General features: G+C 62.8%; 13 protein-coding genes and 1 pseudogene. 2 read left to right on the forward strand and 12 right to left on the reverse strand.

What is annotated here, in order from left to right; all coding sequences use genetic code 11:
• Positions 1–14: 14 nt before the first annotated feature.
• The 12 genes and pseudogenes from AB1N67_RS17485 to leuC form a co-directional block, all read right to left on the reverse strand.
• Positions 15–569 (reverse strand): CvpA family protein, encoded by a 555-nt coding sequence (locus AB1N67_RS17485; RefSeq protein WP_043206819.1) that lies wholly within the window; start codon positions 567–569, stop codon positions 15–17.
• A 154-nt stretch (positions 570–723) separates the two neighbouring features.
• A complete protein-coding gene (locus AB1N67_RS17490; RefSeq protein WP_090343813.1) occupies positions 724–1410 on the reverse strand; it encodes an SPOR domain-containing protein in 687 nt (228 codons plus the stop codon).
• Positions 1394–2697 (reverse strand): annotated as a pseudogene (gene folC, locus AB1N67_RS17495) (bifunctional tetrahydrofolate synthase/dihydrofolate synthase). The gene AB1N67_RS17490 and the pseudogene folC overlap by 17 nt, the downstream one beginning before the upstream one ends.
• On the reverse strand, positions 2697–3590 hold the full coding sequence (gene accD / locus AB1N67_RS17500) for an acetyl-CoA carboxylase, carboxyltransferase subunit beta (protein WP_043206823.1): 894 nt from the start codon (positions 3588–3590) through the stop codon (positions 2697–2699). The pseudogene folC and the gene accD overlap by 1 nt, the downstream one beginning before the upstream one ends.
• 251 nt (positions 3591–3841) lie before the next feature.
• Positions 3842–4462: a phosphoribosylanthranilate isomerase gene (locus AB1N67_RS17505; RefSeq protein WP_367863320.1), complete on the reverse strand. Its 621-nt coding sequence runs from the start codon at positions 4460–4462 to the stop codon at positions 3842–3844.
• Between the two features lie 60 nt (positions 4463–4522).
• Positions 4523–5371, reverse strand: coding sequence for a tRNA pseudouridine(38-40) synthase TruA (gene truA / locus AB1N67_RS17510; RefSeq protein ID WP_167358074.1), 849 nt, complete (start codon positions 5369–5371; stop codon positions 4523–4525).
• A 176-nt stretch (positions 5372–5547) separates the two neighbouring features.
• Positions 5548–8229: a FimV/HubP family polar landmark protein gene (locus AB1N67_RS17515; protein WP_367863321.1), complete on the reverse strand. Its 2682-nt coding sequence runs from the start codon at positions 8227–8229 to the stop codon at positions 5548–5550.
• Between the two features lie 71 nt (positions 8230–8300).
• Positions 8301–9305, reverse strand: a complete 1005-nt coding sequence (locus AB1N67_RS17520) for an aspartate-semialdehyde dehydrogenase (RefSeq protein WP_182815970.1) — start codon at positions 9303–9305, stop codon at positions 8301–8303.
• A 268-nt stretch (positions 9306–9573) separates the two neighbouring features.
• Positions 9574–10686, reverse strand: coding sequence for an aspartate-semialdehyde dehydrogenase (asd, locus tag AB1N67_RS17525; RefSeq protein WP_043206838.1), 1113 nt, complete (start codon positions 10684–10686; stop codon positions 9574–9576).
• Between the two features lie 64 nt (positions 10687–10750).
• A complete protein-coding gene (leuB, locus tag AB1N67_RS17530; RefSeq protein WP_043206840.1) occupies positions 10751–11833 on the reverse strand; it encodes a 3-isopropylmalate dehydrogenase in 1083 nt (360 codons plus the stop codon).
• A 116-nt stretch (positions 11834–11949) separates the two neighbouring features.
• A complete protein-coding gene (gene leuD / locus AB1N67_RS17535; protein ID WP_367863322.1) occupies positions 11950–12594 on the reverse strand; it encodes a 3-isopropylmalate dehydratase small subunit in 645 nt (214 codons plus the stop codon).
• Positions 12591–14024 (reverse strand): 3-isopropylmalate dehydratase large subunit, encoded by a 1434-nt coding sequence (gene leuC, locus AB1N67_RS17540; protein WP_102082773.1) that lies wholly within the window; start codon positions 14022–14024, stop codon positions 12591–12593. The genes leuD and leuC overlap by 4 nt, the downstream gene beginning before the upstream one ends.
• A gap of 131 nt (positions 14025–14155) precedes the next feature.
• On the opposite strand from leuC, the gene AB1N67_RS17545 reads away from it, so the two are divergent.
• The gene (locus tag AB1N67_RS17545) at positions 14156–15034 is read left to right on the forward strand and encodes a LysR family transcriptional regulator (RefSeq protein WP_090343803.1); all 879 of its coding nucleotides are present in this window, start codon (positions 14156–14158) and stop codon (positions 15032–15034) included.
• Between the two features lie 60 nt (positions 15035–15094).
• Complete coding sequence (locus AB1N67_RS17550; protein ID WP_090343801.1) at positions 15095–18394, forward strand: PAS domain S-box protein; 3300 nt, start codon at positions 15095–15097, stop codon at positions 18392–18394.
• Positions 18395–18401: the final 7 nt, after the last annotated feature.

An 18401-nucleotide genomic window follows, 5' to 3' on the forward strand; every position in this document is an offset into this window, starting at 1 on the left:
TGATTGAAAAGCGCTCAAGGCCTGGTAGGCCCGAGCAACTGTTCCTTGAACGGAAGATCAGCCGGTGCGCTGATCCCACTGGACATCCATTGACCGGTGAATCCCAGAATCAGGTTCTTGGACCAGTCAGCGACCAATAGAAACTGTGGTATCAGGCGCGACTCCTGCCACCACGGATCCTGTTGTACCGGCCCCAGGCTCAACAGCCCAATGGCCACCACCACCAGCAAGGCCCCGCGCGCAGCTCCGAAGGCCATGCCGAGGAAACGATCGGTGCCGGACAGCCCGGTCACGCGAATAAGCTCGCCGATAAGGAAGTTGATCATGGCCCCCACCAGCAAGGTGGCGACGAAAAGAATGGCGCAGCCGGCAATGATGCGTGCCGATGGCGTCTGGATATAGCTTTCAAGATACTGCGAAAGGGAGCCGCCGAACATCCAGGCGACCGCACCGGCAATGATCCAGATGAGCAGGGACAAGGCTTCCTTGACGAAGCCGCGCTTGAGACTGATCAGTGAGGAAATGGCGATGATCGCGATGATCGCCCAATCGACCCAGGTAAATGCCACGGTGTTGCCTGCCGACGTTTGAGGCGGCGCATTTTACCAGAGCGGCGGGTTTGGGGTAAGCGGAATGTCAGCCCATTAGGGCGACTTTGCCTCTGGCGACGCAGGTCCGGGTGCAAGCCTGCGCAGCCGGGACAGGCTGCGCAGGCATTCTGGATCAGTTGCGCTCTGGCTGGAAGCGCACCACAAAGCCCTTGAGGTTGTGCTGGCGATTGATCACATCCCGCAGGCGCTCAGCCTCGGCCCGCTCGATCAGTGGCCCGACATAGACACGATTCATGCCGTCGGCAGCACGGATATAGGCGTTGTAGCCCTGGCTGCGCAGGGTTTTTTGCAGATTGTCGGCGCCAGCGCGATTGGAAAGACTGGCCAACTGGATCGACCAGCTCACCGGCAGACCATTGACATCGACCTTGGAGGGCGCGGCTGGCTTGGTAGTGCTGGCTGTCGCTGCAGGTGCAGGCGTGGCGGCCGGACGCGTCTCGGCCTTCGGCGTGGGCGTTGGTGCAGGCTTGGGAGCTGGTGCCTGGGCGGCCTGGGTCGGTGATGGCGTGATCGGCTGGCTCGGCGTGGTCATCGGCGCACTGGATTCGTTGACCACCACAGGTGGCTGCTCCGGCACCGGCTCCGACACGTCGGGCAATGGCTGGGGCTCCGGTACCTGCACAGGCTCGACCTGCACCTGCGGCAAGCTCGGCATGGCAGGCGCCTCAGGCGCCTCGACACGCACTTGACGCATCTCGTCTTCGCGGGTGAACAGCATCGGCAGGAAAATCACCGCCAGCGCCACCAGCACCAACGCACCCACCATGCGCTGCTTGATCCCTTTATCCAGCACTGCCATCTACTCCTCCGGAGCTTGCCGCTCTAGCCATTCCAGGGCTTGGCCAACACAGAAAAACGAACCGAACAGCAGGATCTGATCGTCCGCCGTCGCCTGCGCGCATTGCCCCTCAAGGGCCGCATCGATGCTGGCATAAGACTTCACCGCTGCACCGACGTTCGTCAAGGCTGCTACCAGCTCCGCGGCCGGACGACTGCGTGGCGTTTGCAGCGGTGCCACCGCCCATTCATCGACAACGCCCTTGAGCGGCGCGATCACGCCCTCCAGATCCTTGTCGGCGAGCAGGCCGAACACCGCCAGGCGACGCCCCTTGATCGGGCGCGCGGCCAAACGGGCAGCCAGGTATTCGGCAGCATGGGGGTTGTGCCCCACATCCAGCAACAGCTCCAGACGCCGGCCTTGCCACTGCACCGTGCGGCGGTCCAGACGACCGGTAACCTGGGTATCGAGCAGCGCCTGGCGTATCTGCCCAGCCTCGAAAGGCAAGCCCATCAGCAAGTAGGCCTGCAGCGCCAGGGCGGCATTCTCCATCGGCAGGTCAAGCAAAGGCAGGTCATGCAGTTCCACGCTGCTGCCGTCGAGCCGGCTGCCACGCCACTGCCAGTGCTGGTCAGTGGTTGCAAGATCGAAATCGCGACCCCGCAGCAGGAACGGGCAAGCAAGTTCACGCGCCTTGTCCAGCAAAGGCTGTGGCGGGTTCAGATCGCCACACAGGGCCGGCTTGCCCTGACGGAAGATCCCCGCCTTTTCGAAGGCAACGGATTCGCGGGTATTGCCCAGGTAATCGGCGTGATCCACGCCGATGCTGGTGACCAACGCCAGGTCCGCGTCGATCAGGTTGACCGCATCCAGACGGCCACCCAGGCCGACCTCGAGCACCACGGCATCCAGCGCGGACTGCTGGAACAGCCAGAACGCCGCCAGCGTACCCATCTCGAAGTAGGTCAGGGAGATCTCGCCACGGGCTGCCTCCACGGCAGCGAACGCCTCGCACAGGCGTTCATCGCTGGCGTCGGCTCCGTCGATGCGCACACGCTCGTTGTAACGCAACAAGTGAGGCGAGCTGTACACGCCGACTTTAAGCCCCTGCGCCCGGAGCAGTGATGCCACAAATGCGCAGGTCGAGCCTTTGCCGTTGGTACCGGTAACCGTCACCACCCGGGGCGCCAGCTTGCCTAACCCGAGCCGCGCCGCCACCTGCTGCGAACGCTCCAGCCCCATGTCGATGGCCGATGGGTGCAACTGTTCGAGGTAGGCGAGCCAGTCACCCAGAGTGCGAGTGCTCATCACGCGACGGCAGCCGCCTCAAGGGCTTGCGCCGGAGTCGCCTGGCCGGTCATCTGGGCCAGCAGGCGGGCAAGACGCGGACGCAGCTCGCCACGGGAGATGATCAGATCGATGGCACCGTGCTCGAGCAGGAATTCGCTGCGCTGGAAGCCTTCCGGCAGCTTCTCGCGGACGGTCTGCTCGATCACGCGAGGACCGGCGAAGCCGATCAGCGCCTTCGGCTCACCGACGATGACGTCGCCGAGCATCGCCAGGCTTGCGGAAACACCGCCGTAGACCGGATCGGTCAGTACCGAGATGAACGGAATGCCTTCTTCCCGCAGGCGGGCCAGCACAGCCGAAGTCTTGGCCATCTGCATCAGCGAAATCAGGGCCTCTTGCATGCGCGCGCCGCCCGAAGCGGAGAAGCAGACCATCGGGCAGCGGTTTTCCAAGGCGTAGTTGGCGGCACGTACGAAGCGCTCGCCCACGATGGCGCCCATGGAGCCCCCCATGAAGGAGAACTCGAAGGCGCTGACCACGATCGGCATGCCCATCAGGGTGCCGCTCATGGAAATCAGCGCGTCCTTCTCGCCAGTCTGCTTCTGGGCTGCCGTCAGGCGATCCTTGTACTTCTTGCCGTCACGGAATTTAAGGCGATCCACAGGCTCGAGGTCAGCCCCCAGCTCGGCACGCCCCTCGGGGTCGAGGAAGATGTCGATACGAGCACGGGCGCCGATGCGCATGTGGTGGTTGCACTTGGGGCAGACATCCAGGGTCTTTTCCAGCTCCGGACGATACAGCACGGACTCGCATGCCGGGCACTTGTGCCACAGGCCCTCAGGCACCGAGCTCTTCTTCACCTCGGAACGCATGATCGAAGGGATCAGTTTGTCGACTAACCAGTTGCTCATGCTTTCTTTCTCCAGTATCGGTGGGCGGGGGCCGGTCTGGCCGGCCATGCCCTGCCCTTGAGCTCATGTTCTTCAATGAAACGATGATGACCCGGTCCGGGGCCCGCATTGAAGCGGAGCCGACCTGGCGGTCGGGCCATCGTCAATCTGTCATGCCGGCGATCCGCACCACCTGTCCAAGGAACAGGCTTGGCAGCACCGGGCTGCGAAAGCTATGGACGATGCCGCGCGGGCAGCCGTCACATCCATCGTCACGCCTGTTTCACCGCACGCATGAAGGCTTCGATCTTCGCCGCGTCCTTGATGCCCTTGGCCTGCTCAACCCCGCCGCTGACATCCACGGCGTAGGGGCGCACCTGGGCGATGGCCTGACCGACGTTATCCGCGGACAGGCCACCGGCCAAGATGATCGGCTTGCTCAGCGAAGCAGGTACCAGCGACCAGTCGAAGGCCTCGCCAGTGCCGCCCGGCACGCCCGGCACGTAGGTGTCCAGGAGAATACCTCGAGCCCCTGCATAGTGTTGGCAGGCAGCATGCAGGTCATCGCCAGGGCGCACCCGCAGCGCTTTGATCCAGGGCCGATGGTAACCCTCGCAATCGGCCGGGGTTTCGTCGCCGTGGAACTGTAGCAGGTCCAGCGGCACCACCTCGAGAATCTCGTTGAGCTCGCACCGCGATGCATTGACGAACAAGCCCACCGTAGTCACGAATGGTGGCAGCTCGGCGATGATCGCACGCGCCTGGCGCACATCCACCGCACGCGGGCTCTTGGCATAAAAGACGAAGCCGATAGCATCGGCACCGGCTTCGGCGGCCGCCAGGGCGTCCTCGATGCGGGTAATCCCGCAGATCTTGCTGCGAACGTTGCTCATGGACGGCGGACCTTGAGTGGGCGGTTAAAGGCCGGATGGTAGCAAATGACGTTTCGCCCGTCAGTCTGCCAATGCTTCGTACCCGGTGAGAAAGTGTGGACCGATGTAACGTTGCGGCAAGGCGAAGACCTCGGGGTATTCCACCTGGACCAGATACAGGCCGTAGGGGTGGGCCGTTACCCCGCCCTCGCGACGATTGCGTCCTTCGAGCACCTCGCGCGCCCAGGTCACGGGGCGCTCGCCCGCACCGATGGTCATCAGCACACCGGCGATGTTACGCACCATGTGATGGAGGAACGCCGTGGCGCGAACGTCCAGCACGATCATCTTGCCGTGGCGAGTGACGCGCAGGTGATAGATGTGCTTGATCGGCGACTTGGCCTGGCACTGGCTGGCCCGGAACGCGCTGAAGTCATGGGTCCCCAGCAGGAACTGCGCCGCCTCGGCCATGCGCTCGACATCCAGCGGCCGATGGTTCCAGGTGACCTCCTCGGCCAGGTGCGCGGGGCGGATCGGGTCGTTGTAGATGACATAACGATAGCGCCGTGCCACGGCCTTGAACCGGGCATGGAAATTCGCAGGCATCGGCCGTGCCCAGGTGACACTGATGTCGTTGGGCAGATTGAAATTGGTGCCCATGGTCCAGGCGCGCTCATCGCGCACCGCGCGGGTATCGAAATGAACGATCTGGCCACAGCCATGCACTCCGGCGTCGGTGCGCCCGGCACAGATCACCGAGATTGGCTCGTTGGCCACCGTCGACAGCGCTTGCTCCAAGGCTTGCTGGACGCTTGGCACGCCACTGGCCTGACGCTGCCAGCCACGGTAGCGCGAGCCTTTGTATTCCACGCCCAAGGCGATGCGGGAGTAGCCTTCGGCTGCCGATTCGGCTGCCTCGATGTCGTTGATGTCCAAGAACCTGAAACCTGTGGATGGAACGAAAGGCCGGCATTATAACGGCAACGGCAGCCACAAGGGCTGCCGTTATCGGGGGACCGGCCGTATTACAGCGGCGCTATCTTGACAGGCGGGCCCACCCCACCTGTGCTGCGCGCGTGGGAATGGGCCAGGCCTCGGGAAGGTCACTACACCAGGCGCGAAAGCATTTCCTCGGCTTCCTGGCGCTGGTTGTCATCACCATCCTTGACCACTTCGTCGAGGATGTCCCGCGCGCCTTGGTGGTCGCCCATGTCGATGTAAGCGCGAGCAAGATCCAGCTTGGTCGCCACTTCGTCAGCGCCGGAGAAGAAGTCGAAGTCCAGGTCATCCAGCGGATCAAGCTCCTGGGCGGCATCTTCGGCGGTGAAATGCGGCTCGAGCGAAGGCGACTCAAGGCTCTGGGAAAGCTTGTCCAGCTCGGCGTTGACGTCGTCGAGCTCCGAGGCAAAACTCTTGGCCGCAGGCGACTCATCGTCCAGCGACAGGGACAGGTCGAAGTCTTCCGGCAGTTCCAGTTCGGAGATTGGATCGAACTCTGGAATCTCGTCGAAGGCCGCCAACTCAGCCGCCACATCCACCGGTGCCTCTTCGGCCTCCACTGGAGCAGGCTCCGGCGACTGCGCCTCGCCAATGTCCAGATCGAAGTCGGCCAGATCGTCCAGGCTTTGTGGTTCGGTCTGGACCTGGGCCTGCTCGAGCAAGGCTTCGAAATCTTCGTCGGCATCGGTCTGGGGTGCGACAGGTTCGGCACTGTCCAGAACGGGTTCTTCGGCGACCACGGACTCTTGCGGCAGCTCAAGCGCCGCATCCTCAGGAAGGTCATCATCCAAGCTGAGATCGAAGGCGCTGTCCAGATCGCTTTCATCGATAGCTGGCGCCTCGATGATCGCGTCCTGCTCAGGCTCCGGCTGTGGCTCCGCCTCGATCTGGGTAACGGCTTCTGGCTCGGGCTCTGGCGCAGGTTTGCTTTCAGCGACATCATCCGTGCTTTCCTGCAGCAGGTCCTGAACGTACTGCGCGTCCATTTCGGCAGCCAGGGCTGCGGCACCAAGGCCTGCAGCGGCCACTGCAACCATCGCCGGGAAACGCTCTTTGAGCGACTCGACTTCGGCCTTGTTCTGCTCGGTCGGCGCCAGTTGGCGCTCCTCGTTGGCGAACGCGTTCTGATCGCCCTGGCGGGCATAGACCTCCATCAGCTTAAGACGCAGGTCGCCACGCTCGGGGTGAGCGGCCAGCGCCGGCTCGAGCAAGTCAGCGGCGTGGTTCAGACGGCCTTGCGCCAAGCTCTGGTCGACCTCGACCAGCAGGCCGGCCAATGGATCGGTCACTGGCGCAGGCGAAATTGCAGGGGCGGGCTCCGGTGCCGGTGCAGCCGGTTTCTCCGCGGCAACGGCAGCCGCTGCGGAGGCTGCGACCACGGCGGGAGACAGCGTCACGCTAGGTGCCGACACCTCCAGGTCATCGAAGCTGCCCGGCGGCATGTTCAGGTCAGGGCCGCGCTCATTTTCCTCAGCCAGAGCCCGCGCCATGCGCAGGTGTTTCTCGGCTTCCTGTTGAGCCTTGCGCTTGCGCGCCAGAAGCAGCAGCAACAACAGCAACACCAGGAAAGTCGAACCGGCCAGCAACCCTAGCAACAGCGGGTTGCCAAGCAGCTCGTCGAGCACGCCTTGATAAGGGGTTTCTTTGACCACAGGCGCCGTGTCCACCGCTGCCGGCGCCGGCTCGACCACGGGCTCGGCCGGCGTCAGCTGGGCACTGACCGCAGGCTGCGCAGGAGCTGGCTCGCCTGGCAAGGCCGCTGCAGCAGGGGGCTGCGCTGCAGCACCCTGGGCTTCGAGGCGGGCCAGTTGATCGTTCTTGAGCTGGATCAGACGCTGCAGCTTGTCCAACTGGCTCTGCAGGTCTGCCATGCGGCTTTTGAGTTCTTCGTTGTCACGTCGGCTGGTGTCGAGGCTCTCCTGAGCCACGGCCAGCTTGTCGCTGAGCGCCTTGGCATCGCCCGCAGCGCCCTTGGCATCCGGGCTGACCAGGCGCAGGTTGTCACCTTGGGCGATGCGCGCCGGTGCGGCCTCGGCAGCGCCTCGGCGGGTCGCGTCCAGCTGACGGGCCCGCGGGCCCAGGCGTCGACCTTCACGCCAGGCAGCGTACTGCTCGGCAACTTCGCGAATGGCCTCGCCCTGTGGGATGTTCTGGATTTGCTGCTGGTCAGGCAGGCGCAGCACCTGCCCGACCTTGAGCTGGTTGATGTTGTTGCCGATGAAAGCATCCGGATTCAAGGCCTGGATAGCCAACATGGTCTGCTGGACCGAGCCGCCCTGGGTGTTACGCGCGGCAATCTGCCAAAGCGTATCGCGCCGCTTGGTGGTGTAGCGACCCGCGCCACTGACCGCCGGCGCGATACCAGCGGCGGAAGCCGCCTCGCCCTGAGCCTTGGGCTGATCGAGCAGCATGTTGTAGTCACGCAGCAGGCGACCTTGAGGCCACATCACCTGGACCAGGAATTTCACCACCGGTGCCGGCAGCGGCTGGCTGGAAGTCACCCGCAACACACTCTTACCGTTTGGGTTGATCACCGGCGTGAAGGTCAGGTCTTCGAGGTAGGAAGGGTAAGGCACCCCAGCCTTGGCGAATTCTTCCGGCGGTGCCAGGCTCGGCGCCACTTCGGCAGTGGTGAGGTCACGCACGTCGAGCAGTTCGATCTCGGCGTCCAGCGGCTGGTTCTGCGCCGACTTGAGGGTCAGCTCACCCAACCCGAGGGCATTGGCCATGCCCGACGACAGCGCCGAGGCTGCTGCCATGGCCAGAACCAGTTTGCGAATTCGAAGCATGACCTCTTCCCTTCTAAGAATCGTCCCTAGACCTGCGTGTGGTGTAGGACAAAAGTACGCGCCAGTATCTTTTACACCATGTCTTTTATCAACAATCCGGCCACTTGCACGGCGTTAAGGGCGGCCCCTTTGCGCACGTTATCGGTCGTCAGCCAAAGGTTGAGTTGTTCCTGCTCGTCGATGCCATGGCGTACACGACCAACATAGACCACGTCTTGCCCCACTGCGTCGCCGACAGCCGTCGGATAATCATCCGGCTCGACCAGCTCGATACCTTGTGCAGCCTCGAGCGCCTCATTGACCGCGACCAGGTCGACCGGGCGACGGCTCTGCACCGCCACACTGAAGCTATCGCCATAAAACACCGGGACTTGAACGCAGCTCACGGAGATTTTCAGCGCCGGCAGGTCGAGCAGCACACGCAACTCATCGACCAAGCGCCGCTCCAGGCTGGTATGACCGTGCTCGTCGGCGGCACCGACCCGCGCCAACACATTGAAAGCGACCTGACGATCGAAGAAGCGCGGCTCCAGCGGCCTGGCATTGAGCAGTTCGGCTGTCTGTCGGGCCAGTTCGCTCACCGCCTCCCGGCCTTGGGCCGACACGGCCAGGCTAGCCATCACCTGTACCCGCTCGATGTCGAGCAAGCCTTTGAGCGGGGCCAGCGCCACCGCCAGCGCGACGGCCGCTGCACTGGGGCTGGCAATCAGCGCGGGATGCTTGAGCTGGGCAACCTTGTCCCCGTTGGCTTCCGGGACCAAAGCCAATGCCTGCTCCAGTCCTCCGGACAGGTCGATCACAGAGCAACCGGCCTGCTGGGCCTTGGGAGCAAAACTACGGGTGACTGCGGGGCTTGCGGCAAAGAACGCCAACTTGACCTGAGAGAAGTCGAAACTGTCGACTTCCCGGACGCGCAGTTTCTTGCCCGCGAACATCATGTTGCTGCCAGCGGATTCCATACTGGCCAGCAAGTGCAGGGTAGCGACGGGGAATTCGAGTTCCTCGAGGATCTGGACGAGGGTTTCGCCGACGCTGCCGGTGGCGCCGATGATGGCGATGTCTATGGGCTGGGGCATGGTTGGGTCCTTCTGGTGGAACTTAGGGTGCGGCACTTTACTTGGATTGGGCGATGGGGAGTAGTTTTGCTTGGGCTTGGGCGCTTGGAGTTTTGAGCATATCCATTTTTTGTGGGGGCGCCACTGGCGCTTTGCGCCTTTACGGCGCAATGGTGAACTAGCGTCACCCTATCAAGTGGATATACCTTCCACCTCGCAACACCAACACCCGCCCCAAAAACAGAAAACCCACGCCAGGCGTGGGTTCTCGGTCAAAGCAAAGGTGCGATCAACGCTCGAGCAGGATCCGCAACATGCGACGCAGCGGCTCGGCAGCGCCCCACAGCAGTTGGTCACCGACCGTGAAGGCCCCCAGGTACTGAGAACCCATGTTCAGCTTGCGCAGACGGCCAACCGGCACGTTCAGGGTGCCAGTCACCTTGGTCGGGCTCAGTTCCTGCATGCTGATCTCACGCTGGTTCGGCACCAGCTTCACCCATGGATTGTGCTGGCTGATCATGCCTTCGATATCTGCCAGCGGCACGTCTTTATTCAGCTTGATGGTCAGCGCCTGGCTGTGGCAACGCATGGCGCCGATGCGCACGCAGATGCCGTCGACCGGGATCGGGTTCTTGAAGCGTCCCAGGATCTTGTTGGTCTCGGCCTGGGCTTTCCATTCCTCACGGCTCTGGCCGTTCGGCAGCTCCTTGTCGATCCAGGGGATCAGGCTGCCTGCCAGCGGTACGCCGAAGTTCTCGGTCGGGAAGGCTTCGCCGCGCATGGTCTCGGCAACCTTGCGGTCGATGTCAAGGATGGCACTGGCCGGGTTGGCCAGGTCATCAGCGACCGCCGCATGGATACCCCCCATCTGCTTGATCAGCTCGCGCATATTCTGCGCACCGGCGCCGGAGGCGGCCTGATAGGTCATGGCGCTCATCCACTCGACCAGGCCCGCTTCGAACAGACCACCCAGGCCCATCAACATCAGGCTGACAGTGCAGTTGCCGCCGATGTAGTTCTTGGTGCCGGCGTCGAGCTGCTGGTCGATGACTTTGCGGTTGACCGGATCAAGGATGATCACGGCGTCATCCTGCATGCGCAGGGACGAAGCAGCGTCGATCCAGTAACCCTGCCAGCCGGCTTCACGCAGCTTGGGGAAGACTTCGTTGGTGTAGTCGCCACCCTGGCAGGTCAGGATGACGTCGAGGGTCTTGAGCTCTTCAATGCTATAGGCGTCCTTGAGCGGAGCAATGTCCTTGCCCACATTCGGACCCTGGCCACCCACGTTGGACGTGGTGAAGAACACCGGCTCGATGAGGTCGAAATCCTGCTCCTCCAGCATCCGCTGCATGAGCACGGAACCGACCATACCTCGCCAACCGATCAGACCTACACGTTTCATCGCAACTACACCTTTGCTAAAAGTGGGCCGCCATCGAAGGGAAGACGATGGCGGGCCAGAGAGATTACAGATTCCGCAGCGCTGCGACTACTGCGTCGCCCATTTCCTGCGTACCTACCTTGCTGCAGCCGGCCGACCAAATGTCGCCAGTACGCAGGCCCTGATCCAATACCACGCTGACAGCCTTCTCGATCGCGTCGGCGGCAACCACCTGGTTGAAGGTGTAGCGCAGCATCATCGACACCGACAGAATGGTCGCGAGCGGGTTGGCAATGCCAAGGCCTGCGATGTCCGGCGCCGAACCGTGGCAAGGCTCGTACATGCCTTTGTTGTTGGCATCGAGGGACGCAGACGGCAGCATGCCGATGGAACCGGTCAGCATGGAAGCTTCATCCGACAGAATGTCACCGAACATGTTGTCGGTCACCATCACGTCGAACTGCTTGGGCGCGCGGACCAGCTGCATGGCGGCATTGTCGACGTACATGTGGCTGAGTTCGACGTCCGGGTAATCCTTGGCCACCTCCTCGACCACTTCACGCCACAGTTGGCTGGAAGCGAGCACGTTGGCCTTGTCCACCGAGCACAGCTTCTTGCCGCGCACGCGGGCCATGTCGAAGCCGACGCGGGCAATGCGGCGCACTTCACTTTCGCTGTACGGCAGCGTGTCGTAGGCCTGGCGCTCGCCACCTTCCAGCTCGCGCTGACCACGTGGCGCACCGAAGTAGATACCGCCGGTCAGCTCGCGGACGATGAGGATATCCAGGCCCGCGACGATTTCCGGCTTGAGCGAGGAGGCATCGGCCAATTGCGGATAGAGGATGGCCGGGCGCAGGTTGGCGAACAGGCCCAGCTGCGAACGGATCTTGAGCAGGCCGCGCTCTGGACGGATATCACGCTCAAGCTTGTCCCACTTGGGCCCGCCGACCGCGCCGAGCAGCACGGCATCGGCCTTGCGTGCGCGCTCCAGGGTCTCGTCGGCCAGCGGAATGCCATGCTTGTCGATGGCGGCGCCGCCGATCACGTCGTGCTCCAGGGTGACGCCGAGCTGGAACTTGTCGTTGGCCAGCTCCAGCACCTTGACCGCCTCGGCCATGATTTCCGGGCCGATACCATCACCTGGGAGAATCAGAATCTGCTTGCTCATGCTTTCCTCTATCCATTCGAACGGCGCGCCTGCTCGGCCCACCGAAAAAAACCGGCCCGGCGAACCGGCCCCTGCCTACATCGTTACAGGAGCCGCCTAGCCGGGCAATCCGCGTATCAGGCGTCGCGGAACAACCAAGGCTGACTGGCCCGGTGCTTGGCCTCGAACGCCTGGATGGCGTCACTGTCCTGCAAGGTCAGGCCGATGTCATCGAGGCCGTTGAGCAAGCAGTGCTTGCGGAAGGCATCGATCTCGAAATGCAGCACCTTGCCGTCTGGACGTGTCACGGCCTGGGCTTGCAGGTCGATGGTCAGTTGGTAGCCCGGGTTGGCTTCGACCTGCTTGAACAACTCATCGACTTCTTCGTCGCTGAGGATGATCGGCAACAGGCCGTTCTTGAAGCTGTTGTTGAAGAAGATATCGGCGAAGCTCGGTGCGATGACGCTACGGAAACCGTATTCGTCCAACGCCCACGGCGCGTGCTCGCGGCTCGAGCCGCAACCGAAGTTCTCCCGCGCCAGCAGCACGCTGGCACCCTGGTAGCGCTCGTAGTTGAGCACGAACTCCTTGTTGAGCGGACGTTTGCTGTTGTCCTGGTAGGGCTGGCCTACGTCCAGGTAACGCCACTCATCGAACAGGTTCGGACCGAAACCGGTGCGCTTGATCGATTTCAGGAACTGCTTGGGAATGATCTGGTCGGTGTCGACGTTGGCGCGATCCAATGGAGCGACAAGGCCGATGTGCTGGGTAAAGGCTTTCATGCTGCGCTCCCTTGGATCAACTCGCGGACATCGATGAAGTGGCCGGTGACCGCGGCGGCGGCGGCCATGGCCGGGCTGACCAGGTGGGTACGACCTCCTGCGCCCTGACGGCCTTCGAAGTTGCGGTTAGAGGTCGAGGCGCAATGTTCGCCGCTCTCCAGGCGGTCCGGGTTCATCGCCAGGCACATGGAGCAGCCGGGCTCACGCCATTCGAAACCTGCCTCGATGAAGATCTTGTCCAGCCCTTCGCGCTCGGCCTGGGCTTTGACCAGGCCCGAGCCTGGCACCACCAAGGCTTGCTTGACGTTCGCCGCGACCTTGCGGCCCTTGGCGATCTCGGCGGCGGCGCGCAAGTCTTCGATGCGCGAGTTGGTGCACGAACCGATGAACACACGGTCGAGCTTGATGTCGGTGATCGCCTGATTGGCGGCCAGGCCCATGTACTTGAGGGCGCGCTCGATGGAGCCACGCTTGATCAGGTCAGGCTCGGCAGCCGGATCCGGCACACGCTGATCGACGGCCAGGACCATCTCCGGCGAGGTGCCCCAGCTCACTTGCGGCTTGATCTGGGCAGCGTCCAGCTCAACGATGGTGTCGAACACGGCATCGGCATCGGAAACCAACCCCTTCCAAGCCGCCACCGCCTGTTTCCACTGCTCGCCCTTGGGCGCGTACGGACGACCCTCGACATAAGCGATGGTAGTGTCATCCACAGCGACCAGCCCCACACGGGCACCGGCTTCGATGGACATGTTGCAGATGGTCATGCGGCCTTCCATGGACAGCGCGCGGATGGCGCTGCCAGCGAACTCCATCGCGTGGCCATTGCCGCCGGCGGTGCCGATCTTGCCGATCACAGCGAGGACAATGTCCTTGGCGGTCACGCCTGCAGGCAACTCGCCTTCGACGCGTACCAGCATGTTCTTCATTTTCTTGGCAACCAGGCACTGGGTGGCCAGCACATGCTCGACTTCCGAGGTGCCGATGCCATGGGCCAGCGCGCCGAAGGCGCCGTGGGTCGAGGTATGCGAGTCACCGCAGACGACGGTCATGCCTGGCAAGGTGGCGCCCTGCTCGGGGCTGATGACGTGCACGATGCCCTGACGTTCATCGTTCATCTTGAATTCGACGATGCCGTATTCGTCACAGTTCTCGTCGAGGGTCTGCACCTGCAGGCGCGACACTTCGTCGGCGATGGCTGCGATGCCGCCCTTGCGCTCTGGCGTGGTCGGCACGTTGTGGTCAGGGGTCGCGATGTTGGCATCGATACGCCATGGCTTGCGGTTGGCCAGACGCAGGCCTTCGAAGGCCTGGGGCGAAGTCACTTCGTGAATGATGTGACGATCGATGTAGATCAAGGACGAACCGTCGTCGCGCCGCTTGACTTCGTGCGCATCCCAGAGTTTGTCGTAGAGCGTTTTGCCAGACATCTGACTATTCCTCATCAGCGTATTTCTATGCCAATAACCCCTTGGCTTGTACGGTCGATGCTATGGGGTTAGATTGAATAACTCAAATTCATAATTTTTATGCTTTGGATAACCAATAGGAATTCTAAGCCGTGGACCTGGCCAACCTCAGTGCCTTCATCGCCATTGCCGAAACCGGAAGTTTTTCCGGTGCCGGGGAACGCCTGCACCTGACCCAGCCGGCTGTCAGCAAACGCATTGCCGGGCTCGAACAGCAACTGGATGTGCGCCTGTTCGATCGCCTGGGTCGGGAAGTGACCTTGACCGAAGCAGGGCGCGCCCTGTTGCCCCGCGCCTACCAGATCCTCAATGTCCTGGATGATACCCGACGAGCCCTGACCAATTTGACCGGTGAGGTGAGTGGTCGCCTGACCCTCGCCACCAGTCACCACATCGGCTTGCACCGCTTGCCCCCGCTATTGCGGGCTTTCACCCGCGAGCATCCGGCGGTGGCGTTGGATATTCAGTTCCTGGATTCGGAAGCGGCCTACGACGAGATTCTGCATGGGCGCGCAGAGATCGCGGTTATCACCCTGGCTCCCGAACCCCACCATCTGGTGCGTGCCGTGCCCGTCTGGGACGATGCACTGGATTTCGTCGCCGCACCGGAACACCCCTTGGCCAGCAACCAGCAGGTCAGCCTGGCCGATGTCGCCCGTCACCCGGCGGTATTCCCCGGCGGCAATACCTTCACCCACCATATCGTCCAGCGGCTGTTCGAAAGTCAGGGCCTGACGCCGAACATCGCCATGAGCACCAACTACTTGGAGACCATCAAGATGATGGTTTCCATTGGGCTTGCCTGGAGCGTGCTACCGCGCACCATGCTCGACGAGCAGGTTGCACCCATCGCCTTGCCCGGCATACAGCTGTCGCGCCAGCTAGGCTACATTCTGCATACGGAACGCACGCTGTCGAACGCGGCCAAGGCCTTCATGGCGCTGCTCGACAGCCACGCAGCGACCGCCTGAGCGCAGTCGGCCGGTCTTCCACACTACAGGGACGCGTCATCCGCCAAAGGTCTGGTACCGATGCCCAAATCAGCAAACCGTTTTCCGCGCCTGCCGCGCATCCACGCGGCAGCCCCCCAGGAGTCGGAGCAGACTTGGCAGAACGCTCCGCAACTGTTGGCCGCGCTCAATGGCGCGCGTCTGGGGGCGTGGTTGTGGGATATCGACAGTGGCCGGATCAGCTGGTCGCGGGCCACCCAGGCGCTGTTCGGCTTCGAACCCGATCGGCCCCTGCCCAACGACATCGACTACCTCGACCTGCTGCCCGAGGAGGACCGGGCCCGCACGCGCCAGATGTTCCAGGCCGTGGTCAATGGCGAACCCGTGGAACCGGCGATGCGCCATCGCATACGCTGGCCCGATGGCAGCGTGCATTGGCTGGAAGTCACAGGCAGCCTGACACACGCCCCTGACGGTCGCCCTCAAATGATCGGGGTCGTACGGGAAATCACCCGTCAACACGATCGGGAAACCGCACTGATCAACTCCGAGAAGCGCTTCGCCACGCTCTTTCACCTGAGCCCTAATGTCATTCTCTTGACCCGTCGCCAGGACGGCATGATCTTCGAGGTCAACCAGCATTTCGAAGACATGTTCGGCTGGCCCGGACACCAGGTCATCGGCAAGACCACCTTGGAGCTGGGGTTGTGGGTCAACCCCGAACTGCGCCATCAGGTGCTGGACAACACCCGAAACAGCAATGGCGGCCCACTGACCCTAGAGGTCCAGTTTCGCGCCAGCACCGGCAAGCTTCACGACGGCATCCTCTGCACCCAGAGTATCGAGCTCGAAGGCGTGACCTACCTGCTCAGCACCTTCGTCGATACCAGCGAACGCAAGCGCGCTGAACAAGCCCTCAAAGACAGCCAGGAACGCCTGGACCTGGCCCTGGATTCGGCGCAACTGGGCACCTGGGACTGGCACATCCCCAGCGGCATGCTCTACGGCTCGGCCCGCGCCGCACAGCTGCACGGCCTGCCCCCGGTGCCTTTCCACGAGTCGTTCGAGGCCTTCTTCGAAGGGGTCTCGGAGCACGAACGCAGCGTCATGCGCCAGACCTATCGCAGCCTGCGTGAGGGACCGGCGGGCAACTATCAGGTCACCTACCGCGTGCAACTGGACAACGGCCAGTCGCGTTACATCGAAAGCCGCGCCCGCCTCTATCGCGACGAACAGGGCAACCCCCTACGCATGGCCGGCACGTTGCTCGACATCACCGACCAAGTGGAACGCGAACAGCGCTTGAGCGCCTCTGAGGAAAAATTCGCCAGCCTGTTCCAGGTCAGCCCTGACCCGATTTGCGTCACCCGCCAGGACAATGGCCAGTTCATCGAGATCAACCGCGCCTTTACCCAGACTTTCGGTTGGAGCGCCGAACAGGTCATCGGCCGCACTGCCGAACAGATCGGTCTGTGGGCGGAGTCGGCGAAACGGGCACAACGCATCGAGCAAGTGATCCGGGAACGGGCATTGAGCAATGTGGCGGTGGTAGTCAATCACCACAACGGCTCGTCGCTGACATGCGTCATCTCCAGTTGCCAGATCACCGTCGACAACCAGCCCTGCAGCGTCACGACCTTGCGCGACATCACCCAACAGCAGCGCGCCGAGGCGGCCCTCAAGGCCAGCGAAGAGAAATTCGCCAAGGCTTTCCACTCAAGCCCCGACGCCATCACCCTGACCGAGCGCTCGACAGGCCGCTACCTCGAAGTCAACGATGGTTTCTGCCGACTGACCGGTTACAGCAGCGCGGAAGTGATCGGACGCACGGTCTATGAGATCGGCATCTGGGCTGACGACAAGCAACGCGCCGCCCTGCTCACCGAGCTGCGCGAACGTGGCAGGGTGCACCACCGTGAAATGCTGGGCCGCAACAAACGCGGCGACATCCTCACCGTGGAGGTTTCGGTGGAGCCGCTGAGCCTCAACGAGGCCGATTGCCTGCTGCTCACTGCCCGCGATGTCAGTCAACTGAAGAACGCCCAGGCGCAGATCCGCCACCTGGCTTATCACGACCCGCTGACCAACCTGCCCAACCGTGCCTTGCTGATGGACCGCCTCAGCCAACAGATCGCCCTGCTCAAACGCCACAATCTGCGCGGCGCGCTGCTGTTCCTGGACCTTGACCATTTCAAGCACATCAATGATTCGCTCGGTCATCCGGTGGGCGATACGGTGCTCAAGATCATCACCGCGCGCCTGGAGGCTAGCGTACGCCTGGAGGACACAGTGGCCCGCCTGGGTGGCGACGAGTTCGTGGTACTGCTCAGCGGCCTGGAGGGCAGTCGCGATCAAGTGGAAGCGAAAGTCCGCGACCTGGCCGATACCCTGCGCGAACTACTCGCCGAGCCTATGTCCCTCGATGGCCAGCGCCTGCAGGTCACACCCAGTATCGGCGTGGCGCTGATACCCGACCATGGCGCGACCCCCGCCGACCTGCTCAAACGCGCCGACATCGCCCTGTATCGAGCCAAGGACTCCGGGCGCAACACCACACAACTGTTCCACACCAGCATGCAAAAGGCCGCCAGCGAACGCCTGCGCATGGAAACCGACCTGCGCCTGGCCTTGGCCCGCGGCGAACTCGCCCTGCACTTCCAGCCGCAAGTGGACGCCCGCGACAATCGCATCGTCGGTGCCGAGGTACTGCTGCGCTGGCATCACCCGCAACTGGGCCAGCAGCCACCCTCGCAATTCATCCAGGTGCTTGAAGAGAGCGGCCTGATCCTTGAAGTGGGCAGCTGGATCCTTGACGAAGCCTGCGATGCCTGCGCGCGCATGCTCGAGGATGGACTGATCGATGCCGATGATTTCAGCCTGTGCGTGAATATCAGCCCCCGGCAGTTCCGTCAGAACGATTTCGTCGAACGGGTGCTGCGCAGCCTCGACGACTACCGCCTGCCACGGCGCATGCTGAAGCTGGAGATTACCGAAGGCATCGTTATCCAGAATCTGGAGGACACCATCAGCAAGATGCGCGAACTCAAGCGTTACGGGGTGAGTTTCGCCATGGATGACTTCGGCACCGGCTATTCTTCTCTGACCTACCTCAAGCGCCTACCCGTCGATGCCCTGAAGATCGACCAGACCTTCGTGCGGGACGCCCCGATCGACCCCAACGATGCCGAGATCGTCCGCGCCATCGTGGCCATGGCCCGTAGCCTGGATCTGGCGGTGATCGCAGAAGGGGTCGAACAGTCCGATCAGCTAGAGTTTCTCGAGCGCCAGGGTTGCTACCTCTACCAGGGCTACCTGCACAGCCGCCCGCTGCCCTTGCCAGAGTTTCGCCAGATGTTGATGGAGGCACCGGCGGATTATTGATTTCCCT

The sequence above is a fragment of the Pseudomonas guariconensis genome (genome assembly GCF_040822035.1).
In the GTDB taxonomy this organism is placed as follows: domain Bacteria; phylum Pseudomonadota; class Gammaproteobacteria; order Pseudomonadales; family Pseudomonadaceae; genus Aquipseudomonas; species Aquipseudomonas guariconensis.